Consider the following 13,303-nt stretch of genomic DNA (forward strand, 5'->3'; position numbering starts at 1 on the left):
GCCCTAATGAGCCAGTTGAAAGTTTTACGCGCGGCCGATTACCCGCGCATGCCGTGGAAAAACGGCGGCGGCAGCACTGAAGAAATCACCCGTGATGGAGGTGCTGGCCTTGAGGGTTTCGGCTGGCGTCTGTCGATTGCCGACATCGGCGAGTCGGGCGGGTTTTCCACCTTTGCCGGCTATGAGCGGGTGATCACCGTGCTGCAAGGCGAGGGCATGACCTTACGCGTCGACGGTCAGGGCACGCGGGCGTTGTTACCGCTGGATCCGTTTGCTTTCAGTGGCGAGAGTCATGTGTCCTGCACATTGCTCGGTGGACCGATTCGCGATTTCAACCTGATTTATGCGCCGGACCGTTACAGCGCGCGGTTGCAGTGGCTGGAGGGCGAACAGCGGTTTTTCAGTTCGGCCGGCACCGTGTTGGTGTTCAGCGTCGCTGAACAGCTTGAAGTGACGGTGGGTAACAACGCCTCTCAGCTAGGGCGCCATGATTGTCTGCAGCTGAGTGGTAACGTTGGCCTGCTGGATGTCTCTATCAAGGGGCAGTGCTGTGTGATCGAGCTGATCGCACGCTGATTCCAAATCCTTTCGCGGGCAAGCCTCAATGCCAGTCAGTTAAGCGAAATTCCTGTAGGAGCGAGCTTGCTCGCGAAAGCGGTGGGTCAGGCAACATCAATGTTTGCTGTGCCGCCGTCTTCGTGAGCAAGCTCGCTCCTACAGGGTTTCGCGGCTTAACTGACTCGAAACCCGTTTCCCTGCGCACCACTTTGTTACCGAACGCCCCAGCGTGGCGCAAAACCACGTTCAAGTAACAGCTGTCCTTCCCCGCGAAAATCCCCCCCAAAAAATTTCATCTTCCTAAAAACCCTTGATCTACAGCCTTTCCAGCCCTTTCAAGACTTTTCTTGAGCACTCATCCAGCAAGTTGGCCGCTTGATTGCATATGCTTGTATGTACAAGTAAAGACGTATGCGTATGAGTCGACCAAGACTCCTCGCAACGTCCACTGATTCGCTTGTGTCGCTTTGACGCGCACAGGCTGGCTTACCCACCGCCAGGGTTGGTTTGGATTGATTGATGAGGAGTCTTTTTCGTGACTGACAATAAGCCCACTAAATACCGTGACGTTGAAATCCGCGCTGCCCGCGGTAACACGCTGACCGCCAAAAGCTGGCTGACTGAAGCGCCGCTGCGCATGCTGATGAACAACCTCGACCCGGAAGTCGCCGAGAACCCTAAAGAACTGGTGGTTTACGGTGGTATCGGTCGTGCGGCACGTAACTGGGAATGCTACGACAAGATCGTCGAAAGCCTGACCAACCTGAATGACGACGAGACCCTGCTGGTGCAATCCGGTAAGCCGGTCGGCGTGTTCAAGACCCACAGCAACGCCCCGCGCGTGCTGATCGCCAACTCCAACCTGGTGCCGCACTGGGCGAGCTGGGAACACTTCAACGAACTCGACGCCAAAGGCCTGGCCATGTACGGCCAGATGACTGCCGGCAGCTGGATCTACATCGGCAGCCAGGGCATCGTCCAGGGCACCTACGAAACCTTCGTCGAAGCCGGTCGCCAACACTATAACGATGACCTGAAAGGTCGTTGGGTCCTGACCGCAGGCCTCGGCGGCATGGGCGGCGCTCAACCACTGGCAGCGACCCTGGCCGGCGCTTGCTCGCTGAACATCGAATGCCAGCAGGTCAGCATCGATTTCCGCCTGAACAGCCGCTATGTCGATGAGCAAGCCACCGACCTCGACGACGCGCTGGCTCGCATCGACAAATACACCAAGGAAGGCAAAGCGATTTCCATCGCCCTGCTGGGTAACGCGGCTGAAATCCTGCCGGAACTGGTCAAGCGCGGCGTGCGCCCGGACATGGTCACCGACCAGACCAGCGCCCACGACCCGCTCAACGGCTACCTGCCGGCCGGCTGGACCTGGGAAGAGTACCGCGCTCGCGCCAAGACCGAGCCTGCTGCCGTGGTCAAAGCCGCCAAGCAGTCCATGGCGGTGCACGTTAAAGCGATGCTCGACTTCCAGAAAATGGGTATTCCGACCTTCGACTACGGCAACAACATCCGTCAGATGGCCCAAGAAGAAGGCGTCGAGAACGCATTCGACTTCCCAGGCTTCGTACCGGCTTACATCCGTCCGCTGTTCTGCCGTGGCATCGGTCCGTTCCGTTGGGCTGCACTGTCGGGCAACGCCGAAGACATCTACAAAACCGACGCCAAAGTAAAAGAACTGATCCCGGACGACGCGCACCTGCACAACTGGCTGGACATGGCGCGCGAGCGCATCAGCTTCCAGGGCCTGCCGGCACGTATCTGCTGGGTTGGCCTGGGTCTGCGTGCCAAGCTCGGTCTGGCCTTCAACGAGATGGTTCGCAGCGGTGAGTTGTCCGCGCCAATCGTGATCGGTCGCGACCACCTGGACTCCGGTTCGGTAGCCAGCCCGAACCGCGAAACCGAATCCATGCAGGACGGTTCCGATGCCGTGTCCGACTGGCCACTGCTCAACGCTCTGCTCAACACCGCGAGCGGCGCGACCTGGGTTTCTTTGCATCACGGCGGCGGCGTCGGCATGGGCTTCTCCCAGCACTCGGGCATGGTGATTGTCTGCGACGGTACTGACGAAGCGGCCGAGCGTATCGCTCGCGTGCTGCACAACGACCCGGCCACCGGTGTCATGCGTCACGCCGATGCGGGTTACCAGATCGCCATCGACTGCGCCAAGGAACAAGGGCTGAACCTGCCGATGATTACCGGCAAATAAAACCTTGGCTTAACGCAAAACCTGTAGGAGCGAGGCTTGCCCGCGAAGGCGTTTTTTCTGACACACCGCTGTTCGCGGGCAAGCCTCGCTCCTACAGGGCAACCAACCCAGACCAACAATCCATAGAGGTTGAACAATGGCTGTTAATGACGATCGTGCAGGCAGTAAACCGTTGATCGAGAAACGTTCGATCGACTACATCCCGGAAGCGGAAAGACACGGTCGTCTGTTGAGCCAGTTCACCCTGTGGATGGGTGCCAACCTGCAAATCACCGCGATTGTCACCGGGGCCCTGGCCGTGGTGCTGGGCGGTGACGTGTTCTGGTCGTTGATCGGTCTGTTGATCGGTCAACTGCTCGGCGGTGGCGTAATGGCGCTGCATGCGGCGCAAGGGCCAAAGCTTGGTCTGCCGCAGATGATCTCCAGCCGGGTACAGTTCGGCGTCTATGGCGCGGCTATCCCGATCGTGCTGGTGTGCCTGATGTACCTGGGCTTCACCGCAACGGGCACCGTACTTTCCGGCCAGGCGCTGGGCCAGTTGTTTGGCGTCAGCGACACCATCGGTATCCTCCTTTTCGCCAGTGTCATCGTGCTGGTCACGGTGCTCGGTTATCGGGTGATTCATTGGATCGGCCGTGTTGCCAGTATCATTGGTGTGATTGCCTTTGTTTATCTGTTCAGCCGTCTGATGAGCCAGGTTGACGTTGGCGCACTGTTGCAAATCCGCCATTTCAGCTGGAGCAGTTTCCTGCTCGCGGTGTCGCTCGCGGCGTCCTGGCAGATCGCCTTCGGCCCTTATGTGGCTGACTATTCTCGCTACCTGCCGAGCAAGATTTCCTCGGTGAAAACTTTTTTCGCCGCCGGCGCAGGTTCGGTCATTGGTGCACAGGTGGCGATGGTCCTCGGCGTGTTCGCTGCCGCTTCGGCCAACGGGCAATACGCCGGCCACGAAGTGGCCTACATCGTTGGTCTGGGCGGTACCGGTGCCACCGCTGCGCTGCTGTACTTCAGCATCGCCTTTGGCAAGGTCACCATCTCCACGCTGAACTCCTACGGCAGCTTCATGTGCATTGCGACCATCATCAGCGGTTTCCGGGGTGACCTGAAGGTAACGCGCTTGCAACGTTTGGTTTTCGTACTGGTCATCGTCGGTGCTGCGACCCTGATGGCGTTGCTCGGTCAGCACTCGTTCCTCGGTGCGTTCAAGTCCTTCATCCTGTTTTTGCTGGCTTTTTTCACGCCATGGAGTGCGATCAACCTGGTGGACTACTACTGCATCACTCGCGAGCGCTATGACGTGCCGGCGCTGGCCGATCCGAACGGTCGCTACGGCCGTTGGAACCCCCTCGGTATCAGCGTCTATGTCTTCGGTGTGCTGGTGCAACTGCCGTTCATCTCTACCAAGTTCTATACCGGTCCGCTGGTGGACGCTCTGGGGGGTGTGGATATTTCCTGGATCATCGGTCTGGTGCTTCCCGCAGGCCTGTATTACGTGTGCGCGAAAAAATGGCACAGCGCAGTACCCGATCACCTGATTCTGCCGGTCGAGCAGGACAGCGATGTACAACCTGAAACAAGCGGGGCCGGTCGCGCTGCGGCGCAGGCCTGATTGGACGTGGACAGGGCTGGATGCCTCTTGACTGCCGTAAGCCAACTCATGATTAGGAGCGTCACACAATGAAATCGAACAAGACCCTGCTGACCACATTACTGTCCATGGGCCTGCTGGCCAGTGCCGGCGCCACCCAGGCGGCCGGCTGGTGCGAATCGGGCAAACCGGTGAAGTTCGCTGGCCTGAACTGGGAAAGCGCCATGCTGCTGACCGACGTGATGCAAGTCGTGTTGGAGAAAGGTTACGACTGCAAGACCGACAGCCTGCCAGGCAACTCCATCACCATGGAGAACGCCCTGAGCAGCAATGACATTCAAGTGTTTGCCGAAGAGTGGGTCGGTCGCAGCGAAGTCTGGAACAAGGCCGAGAAGGCCGGCAAAGTTGTCGGTGTCGGCGCGCCTGTCGTGGGTGCTGTCGAAGGTTGGTACGTGCCGCGTTACGTGATCGAAGGCGACGCCAAGCGCAAGCTGGAGCCTAAAGCTCCGGACCTGAAAGCGATTGCCGATCTGGGTAAATACGCTGCAGTGTTCAAGGATCAGGAAGAGCCATCCAAGGGCCGTTTCTATAACTGCCCGGCCGGCTGGACCTGTGAGCTGGACAACAGCGAAATGCTGAAAAGCTACGGCCTGGAAAGCACCTACACCAACTTCCGTCCGGGCACCGGTCCGGCACTGGATGCTGCGGTGTTGTCGAGCTACAAGCGTGGCGAGCCGATCTTGTTCTACTACTGGTCGCCAACCCCGCTGATGGGCCAGGTTGACCTGGTTAAACTCGAAGAGAAACCAGGCGTGAACAAGGAAGTGACCATCAAGGTCGGCCTGTCCAAGACCTTCCACGAGCAAGCCCCGGAACTGGTGGCCGTGCTGGAAAAGGTCAACCTGCCGATCGACCTGCTGAATCAGAACCTCGGGCGCATGGCCAAAGAGCGGATCGAATCGCCAAAACTGGCCAAGATCTTCTTGAAGGAACATCCTGAAGTCTGGCACGCATGGGTGAGCGAAGACGCAGCCAAAAAGATCGACGCGGCCTTGTAGGTCGAGCTTCTCCGACTGTCGACAACGGCAGTCGGATGCTTGATCGCAACCCCTTGATTGAGAGTCTTTTTATGTTTCCCGAAAGCTTTACCTTTTCCATCGCCGACTGGGTCAACAGTTGGGTCGATTCGCTGGTCACCAACTACGGCGATGTGTTCCGCAGCATCTCCGACACCCTGCTGTGGGCCATCGTCAATCTCGAAGGGCTACTGCGTGCGGCGCCCTGGTGGCTGATGCTGGCGATCGTGGCGGGCGTTGCCTGGCACGCGACGCGCAAAGTCGTGACCACCTCGGTCATCGTCGGTCTGCTGTTCCTGGTGGGTGCGGTCGGCCTCTGGGACAAGCTGATGCAGACCCTGGCGCTGATGATGGTGGCGACGGTCATCTCGGTGCTGATTGGCATTCCGCTGGGCATTCTCTCGGCGCGCAGCAATCGTCTGCGTTCGGTGCTGATGCCGTTGCTGGACATCATGCAGACCATGCCGAGTTTCGTGTACCTGATCCCGGTGCTGATGCTGTTCGGCCTGGGCAAGGTCCCGGCGATTTTCGCCACGGTGATCTACGCCGCGCCGCCGCTGATCCGCCTGACCGATCTGGGTATTCGTCAGGTCGACGGTGAAGTGATGGAAGCGATCAACGCCTTCGGCGCCAATCGCTGGCAACAACTGTTTGGCGTGCAACTGCCGCTGGCTCTGCCGAGCATCATGGCCGGGATCAACCAGACCACCATGATGGCGCTGTCGATGGTGGTGATCGCCTCGATGATCGGTGCCCGTGGCTTGGGTGAAGATGTGTTGGTGGGGATTCAGACCCTCAACGTCGGACGTGGGCTTGAGGCCGGTCTGGCGATCGTGATTCTGGCAGTGGTCATCGACCGCATTACTCAGGCGTATGGTCGGCCACGGCATGAGGTGAGCAAATGAGCAGCGAAGCCATTAGCAAGATCGAAGTCAAAAACGTCTTCAAGATTTTCGGCAGCCGTTCCAAGGATGCGCTGGGCATGATTGGCCAGGGCAAGACCAAAGACCAGGTGCTGGCCGAAACCGGCTGCGTGGTCGGCGTGAACGACCTGTCGCTGAGCATCGGCACCGGCGAGATCTTCGTGATCATGGGCCTGTCGGGTTCCGGCAAGTCGACCCTGGTGCGCCACTTCAATCGCCTGATCGACCCCACCAGCGGCGCGATCCTGGTGGACGGCGTGGACATCCTGCAATACGACATGGAAGCCCTGCGCGAATTTCGCCGGCACAAGATCAGCATGGTGTTCCAGAGCTTCGGCCTGCTGCCGCACAAGACCGTGCTGGATAACGTCGCCTACGGCCTGAAAGTGCGTGGCGAGAGCAAGCAAATGTGCGCCGAGCGTGCGCTGCACTGGATCAACACCGTGGGCCTAAAGGGCTACGAAAACAAATACCCGCATCAGCTTTCCGGCGGTATGCGCCAGCGTGTGGGTCTGGCTCGCGCACTGGCAGCGGACACCGACATCATCTTGATGGACGAAGCGTTCAGCGCCCTCGACCCGCTGATCCGCGCCGAAATGCAAGACCAGTTGCTGGAACTGCAAAAGACCCTGCACAAGACCATTGTCTTCATCACCCACGACCTCGACGAGGCCGTGCGCATCGGCAACCGCATCGCGATCCTCAAGGATGGCCGGCTGATTCAGGTCGGCACGCCACGAGAGATCCTGCATTCGCCGGCGGATGAGTATGTCGATCGGTTCGTTCAGCGTCGGGCGGCGGTGGTTTAAAGGCCGATCGTTCCCACGCTCTGCGTGGGAATGCATCCCGTGACGCTCCGCGTCACACATGCGCAGGGCTTGAGCCTTGCGGTGACAACGGGACGCGGAGCGTCCCAGGCGGCATTCCCACGCAGAGCGTGGGAACGATCAAATTCAAGAGGTTAATGATGTCCCAGGCTGAAAAAATCGTTATCGCCGACGCCCCGTTGCGTTGGCAGGATGTGGTTGCCGTAGCCCGTGACGGCGCACAGCTCGAGCTGTTGCCCCGGATCTGGGCGCGGATCGAGAATGCCCAGGCCATCGTCCAGCGCATCGTCGCCAGCGGCGAGCGTGCCTACGGCGTCAACACCGGCCTTGGCGCCTTGTGCAACGTCTCGCTCAAAGACGATCAACTCAGCCAACTGTCGCGCAACACCTTGCTCAGTCACGCCTGTGGCGTCGGTACACCACTGGCCGACGAGCAGACCCGCGCAATCATCTGCGCCGCTATTCGCAACTATAGCCATGGCAAATCCGGCATTCACCGTCGGGTGGTCGAAGCCCTGCTGGCGCTGCTCAATCGTGGAATCACTCCGCAAGTGCCTTCCCAGGGGTCGGTGGGTTACCTGACTCACATGGCCCACATCAGCATCGCTCTGCTGGGTGTTGGTAATGTCAGCTACCGCGGGCAGATCGTTTCCGCACAGCAAGCCTTGGCCGAAGAAGGTCTGCAACCGGTTCAGTTGGGCGCAAAAGATGGCTTGTGCCTGGTCAACGGCACGCCGTGCATGACCGGTCTCAGTTGCCTGGCAATCGCCGATGCGACGCGTCTGGTGCAGTGGGCCGATGTGATCGGTGCCATGAGCTTCGAAGCTCAGCGCGGTCAGATCGCCGCGTTCGATGCCGAGATCATCGCGCTCAAGCCTCACCCAGGCATGCAGCAAGTCGGCATCAACCTGCGGGCGCTGCTCGATGGCAGTGAAGTGATTGCCAGCAGCAAGGGCATTCGTACTCAAGATGCGCTGAGCATCCGTTCGATCCCGCAAGTCCACGGCGCCGCTCGCGATCAGCTTGAGCACGCGAAAAAGCAGATCGAAACCGAGCTCAACTCTGTCACCGACAACCCGATGCTGCTGGGCACGCCGGACAACTTCCGGGTGGTGTCCCAGGCCAACCCGCACGGCCAATCCGTTGCGCTGGCTGCTGATTTGCTCGCCATCGCCATGGCGGAAATCGGCTCCATCGCCGAGCGTCGCCTGGACCGTTTGATCAACCCGCATGTCAGCGGTCTGCCGGCGTTTCTGGTGGCCAATCCGGGAGTGAACTCCGGGATGATGATCGTGCAATACGTTGCCGCTTCCCTGTGTGCGGAAAACCGCCAGTTGGCGCAACCGGCGGTGCTCGATAACTACGTCACCTCGGGGCTTCAGGAAGACCACCTGAGCATGGGCACCAACGCCGCGCTGAAGCTGCATCGCGCGTTGGAAAACTGCACGCAGATTCTCGCGATTGAGTACTTGCTGGCATCCCAGGCTTTTGAATTCTTGAAAGAACAACGCTTTGGCACTGGCACCGATGCCGCATGGCGCCTGCTGCGTGAGCGAGTCCCGGCCTACGACCAGGACCGCTGGTTGGCGCCGGACATCGCCGCCGCTGCCAGCGTGTTGAAAGACCCGATTTTGCTGCACAAGGCTTTACCGAACCTGAACTGATTTCCACAACACCAGCGTGCCAAGGCGCGGCCCCCCAAAAGGCGGGAAGCGACGGACAACGGACATTTCCGGAGCGTCTGGTGAGTCCTCTTCATTTATGAAGAATAAAAACTCTCAAAAGGAGCACAAAATGACTGCGCTTAACTTGATTCCCGGCCAACTGAGCCTTGCCCAACTGCGTGCTGTCTATCAGCAACCGGTCAGCATCACCCTCGACGAAAGTGCTTCGGCGCAAATCGAAGCCAGCGTCGCCTGCGTGGAACAGATCCTCGCCGAGAATCGCACTGCTTATGGCATCAACACCGGTTTCGGCCTGCTGGCCTCGACCCGCATCGCCAGCGAAGACCTGGAAAACCTACAGCGCTCGCTCGTTTTGTCCCACGCCGCCGGTGTCGGCGAGCCGATTAGCGACGCCTTGGTGCGGCTGGTCATGGTGCTCAAGGTCAACAGCCTGAGCCGTGGTTTCTCCGGCATTCGTCGCCAGGTGATCGACGCACTGATCGCGCTGATCAATGCCGAGGTTTACCCGCACATTCCATTGAAAGGTTCGGTCGGCGCCTCTGGCGATTTGGCGCCATTGGCGCACATGTCGCTGGTGCTGCTGGGCGAAGGCAAGGCGCGCTACAAAGGCGAGTGGCTGCCAGCCACCGAAGCGCTGAAAGTTGCCGGTCTGACACCGCTGACCCTGGCCGCGAAAGAAGGTCTGGCGCTGCTCAACGGTACTCAGGTGTCCACCGCTTACGCACTGCGTGGCTTGTTTGAAGGCGAAGATCTGTTCGCCGGTGCCGTAGCGCTGGGTGCCCTGACCGTCGAAGCGGTACTGGGCTCGCGCTCGCCGTTTGATGCACGCATTCACGCCGCTCGTGGCCAGAAAGGCCAGATCGACGCCGCTGCTGCTTATCGCGACCTGCTGGGCGAGCGCAGCGAAGTGTCCGACTCGCATCAGAACTGCGAAAAGGTCCAGGATCCGTACTCCCTGCGCTGCCAACCGCAAGTCATGGGCGCCTGCCTGACCCAGTTCCGTCAGGCCGCCGAAGTGCTGGCTGTCGAAGCCAACGCCGTTTCCGATAACCCGCTGGTATTCGCCGCTGAAGGCGACGTGATCTCCGGCGGTAACTTCCACGCCGAACCGGTGGCCATGGCCGCCGACAACATGGCGTTGGCCATCGCCGAAATCGGTTCCCTGAGCGAACGCCGCATCTCGCTGATGATGGACAAGCACATGTCGCAACTGCCGCCATTCCTGGTGGCCAATGGCGGCGTGAACTCCGGCTTCATGATCGCTCAGGTGACTGCCGCGGCATTGGCCAGCGAGAACAAGGCGCTGTCTCATCCGCATTCGGTGGACAGTTTGCCGACGTCGGCCAACCAGGAGGACCATGTGTCCATGGCCCCGGCGGCAGGTAAGCGTCTGTGGGAAATGGCGGAAAATACCCGTGGTGTTCTGGCGGTGGAATGGCTGGCGGCAGCTCAGGGCCTCGACCTGCGTGAAGGTCTGAAAACCTCGGCCAAACTGGAAAAGGCTCGTGCCATCCTGCGTGCCGAAGTGCCGTTCTATGAGAAGGACCGGTTCTTTGCTCCTGATATCAACGCAGCGAGCGAGTTGTTGGCGAGCCGTTGCCTGAGCGAACTGGTTTCGGCGAAGTTGCTGCCGAGCCTGTAACGGCTCCTTCTGATGATCGTTCCCACGCTCTGCGTGGGAATGCCTCTAGGGACGCTCTGCGTCCAGTGACGCGGAGCGTCACGGGCTGCATTCCCACGCAGCGTGGGAGCGATCAGTCGCCAATAAAAATAATTAAGGACGAGCAATGCAACAGCCAGCAAAAGGTTTGAAACGCGGGCTCTCTGCCCGACATATTCGCTTCATGGCGCTGGGGTCGGCGATCGGCACCGGGCTGTTTTACGGTTCTGCCTCGGCCATTCAAATGGCCGGGCCGGCGGTACTGCTCGCTTACCTGATCGGTGGCGCGGCGGTGTTCATGGTCATGCGCGCCCTCGGCGAGATGGCGGTGCACAACCCGGTGGCCGGCTCTTTCGGTCAGTACGCCAGCACCTATCTGGGGCCGATGGCGGGCTTCATCCTCGGTTGGACCTACGCATTTGAAATGGTCATCGTCGGCATGGCCGACGTCACCGCGTTCGGTATTTACATGGGCTTCTGGTTTCCGGAAGTCGACCGCTGGATCTGGGTGCTGGGCATCGTGTCGGTGGTCGGCGGCTTGAACCTGTGCAACGTCAAAGTCTTCGGTGAAATGGAGTTCTGGCTGTCGCTGCTCAAGGTCGCGGCCATCGTTGCGATGATCCTGGGTGGATTCGGCATCATGCTGTTCGGTATCAGCACCGCGCCCGGCGCCCAGGCAACCGACATCAGCAACCTCTGGAGCCATGGCGGCTTCATGCCCAACGGCGTGGGCGGCCTGATCGCTTCGTTTGCCGTGGTGATGTTTGCATTTGGCGGCATTGAAATCATCGGCGTAACGGCTGGTGAAGCCAAAGACCCACAGCGCGTGCTGCCGCGGGCGATCAATGCTGTACCGTTGCGTATTCTGCTGTTCTACGTGTTGACGATGTTCGTGCTGATGTCGATTTTTCCATGGCAGCAGATCGGCAGCCAGGGCAGTCCGTTCGTGCAGATTTTCGACAACCTCGGGATCAGTTCGGCGGCGACCATCCTCAATATCGTGGTGATCTCGGCGGCGGTGTCAGCCATCAACAGTGACATCTTCGGCGCTGGCCGCATGATGTACGGTCTGGCCCAGCAAGGGCACGCACCCAAAGGCTTCGCCCGCCTGTCGGTCAATGGTGTGCCATGGATGACCGTGGTGGTGATGAGTGCCGCGCTGCTGCTGGGCGTGCTGCTGAACTACCTGATTCCGGAAAACGTCTTTCTGTTGATCGCCTCGGTCGCGACGTTTGCCACGGTGTGGGTCTGGCTGATGATTCTATTCACCCAGGTGGCCATGCGTCGCTCCATGAGCGCCGAACAGGTCGCCCAACTGAAATTCCCGGTGCCGTTCTGGCCTTACGCGCCGATGGCGGCGATTGCCTTCATGCTGTTCATTTTCGGCGTGCTGGGCTATTTCCCGAATACCCAGGCGGCGCTGATCGTCGGCATAGTCTGGATCGTGCTGCTGGTGCTGGCCTACCTGATATGGGTAAAACCGGCGGCAGGCCAGGCAGCCTTGGTAGCGCGCGATCCTGTTTTTTCTCATCGATAACCTAACGGAGACCAAGGATGAAAACGCTCTGGCAACATTGCCACGTCGCAACCATGGCGCAAGGCGTCTACTCGATCATCGAGGACGCGGCCATCGTGACGTCAGGTGCGCACATTGAGTGGATTGGTCCGCGTGGTGAGTTGCCGGCGGGTGAGTACCCGGCCGTCAACGATCTTAAAGGCGCCTGGGTCACCCCGGGCCTGATCGACTGCCACACCCACACGGTGTTCGGCGGCAACCGCAGCGGCGAGTTCGAGCAACGTCTGCAAGGCGTCAGCTACGCGGAAATCGCAGCGGCCGGTGGTGGCATCGCCAGCACCGTGCGCGCTACTCGCGCGGCGACTGAAGACGAGTTGTTCGCCAGCGCCGCCAAGCGCCTGAAGAGCCTGATGCGCGACGGCGTCACCACGGTCGAGATGAAGTCCGGCTATGGCCTGGACCTGACCAGCGAGCGCAAAATCCTGCGGGTGATCCGCCGTCTCGGCGCCGAATTGCCAGTCAGCGTGCGCAGCACCTGCCTGGCCGCCCACGCTCTGCCGCCGGAATACGCGGACCGCGCCGACGCTTACATCGATCACATCTGCAGCGAAATGCTCCCGGCCCTGGCGGCCGAGGGGCTGGTGGATGCGGTGGACGCTTTCTGCGAATACCTGGCGTTTTCGCCGGAACAGGTCGAACGGGTTTTCGTCGCCGCGCAGAACCTCGGCTTGCCGGTGAAGCTGCATGCCGAGCAATTGTCGTCGCTGCACGGTTCGAGCCTGGCGGCGCGTTATCACGCACTGTCCGCCGATCATCTGGAATTCATGACCGAAGACGACGCCATCGCCATGGCCAAGTCCGGCACCGTCGCGGTGTTGTTGCCCGGCGCGTTTTACTTCCTGCGGGAAACCCAATTGCCGCCGATGGAAGCCCTGCGCAAACACGGTGTAAAAATCGCCATCGCCAGCGATCTCAATCCCGGTACTTCGCCGGCGCTGTCGTTGCGCTTGATGCTGAACATGGCCTGCACCTGCTTCCGCATGACGCCGGAAGAAGCATTGGCTGGCGCAACGATTCACGCCGCCACCGCGCTGGGCATGGCCGAGACTCATGGTTCGCTGGAAGCCGGCAAAATCGCCGACTTCGTCGCCTGGCAGATTGATCGTCCGGCCGACCTGTCGTACTGGCTGGGCGGCGACCTGGAAAAACGCGTCGTGCGTCACGGCGTCGAAACAAGCGTTTAGGAGAGCAG

10 protein-coding genes are annotated in these 13,303 nt (G+C 60.2%); all 10 read left to right on the forward strand.

Annotation, left to right across the window (positions count from 1 at the left end):
• Nucleotides 1-6: 6 nt before the first annotated feature.
• Nucleotides 7-576, forward strand: a complete 570-nt coding sequence (locus MEB48_RS08540; protein WP_237883651.1) for a HutD/Ves family protein — start codon at nucleotides 7-9, stop codon at nucleotides 574-576.
• 517 nt (nucleotides 577-1,093) lie between these two features.
• Nucleotides 1,094-2,776 carry a urocanate hydratase gene (gene hutU, locus MEB48_RS08545; protein WP_237883653.1) on the forward strand — a complete coding sequence of 561 codons (1,683 nt, stop codon included), beginning with the start codon at nucleotides 1,094-1,096 and terminating at the stop codon, nucleotides 2,774-2,776.
• 136 nt (nucleotides 2,777-2,912) lie between these two features.
• Complete coding sequence (locus MEB48_RS08550; RefSeq protein WP_237883655.1) at nucleotides 2,913-4,385, forward strand: purine-cytosine permease family protein; 1,473 nt, start codon at nucleotides 2,913-2,915, stop codon at nucleotides 4,383-4,385.
• 68 nt (nucleotides 4,386-4,453) lie between these two features.
• The gene (locus tag MEB48_RS08555) at nucleotides 4,454-5,422 is read left to right on the forward strand and encodes an ABC transporter substrate-binding protein (protein ID WP_052966803.1); all 969 of its coding nucleotides are present in this window, start codon (nucleotides 4,454-4,456) and stop codon (nucleotides 5,420-5,422) included.
• Nucleotides 5,423-5,493: 71 nt separating this feature from the next.
• A complete protein-coding gene (locus MEB48_RS08560) occupies nucleotides 5,494-6,345 on the forward strand; it encodes an ABC transporter permease (protein ID WP_030129253.1) in 852 nt (283 codons plus the stop codon).
• The gene (locus MEB48_RS08565; protein WP_050681951.1) at nucleotides 6,342-7,172 is read left to right on the forward strand and encodes a quaternary amine ABC transporter ATP-binding protein; all 831 of its coding nucleotides are present in this window, start codon (nucleotides 6,342-6,344) and stop codon (nucleotides 7,170-7,172) included. Before MEB48_RS08560 ends, MEB48_RS08565 begins: the two co-directional genes overlap by 4 nt.
• Nucleotides 7,173-7,330: 158 nt before the next feature.
• Entirely contained in the window at nucleotides 7,331-8,854 is a 1,524-nt protein-coding gene (gene hutH / locus MEB48_RS08570) for a histidine ammonia-lyase (RefSeq protein WP_237883657.1), read from the forward strand.
• Nucleotides 8,855-8,984: 130 nt separating this feature from the next.
• Nucleotides 8,985-10,517, forward strand: a complete 1,533-nt coding sequence (hutH, locus tag MEB48_RS08575; RefSeq protein ID WP_237883659.1) for a histidine ammonia-lyase — start codon at nucleotides 8,985-8,987, stop codon at nucleotides 10,515-10,517.
• Between the two features lie 145 nt (nucleotides 10,518-10,662).
• Nucleotides 10,663-12,072 carry an amino acid permease gene (locus tag MEB48_RS08580; protein ID WP_237883661.1) on the forward strand — a complete coding sequence of 470 codons (1,410 nt, stop codon included), beginning with the start codon at nucleotides 10,663-10,665 and terminating at the stop codon, nucleotides 12,070-12,072.
• Nucleotides 12,073-12,089: 17 nt separating this feature from the next.
• Nucleotides 12,090-13,295 (forward strand): imidazolonepropionase, encoded by a 1,206-nt coding sequence (hutI, locus tag MEB48_RS08585; RefSeq protein WP_237883663.1) that lies wholly within the window; start codon nucleotides 12,090-12,092, stop codon nucleotides 13,293-13,295.
• The last annotated feature ends 8 nt before the right edge of the window (nucleotides 13,296-13,303 follow it).

This window comes from Pseudomonas sp. PGPR40 (genome assembly GCF_022014505.1).
In the GTDB taxonomy this organism is placed as follows: domain Bacteria; phylum Pseudomonadota; class Gammaproteobacteria; order Pseudomonadales; family Pseudomonadaceae; genus Aquipseudomonas.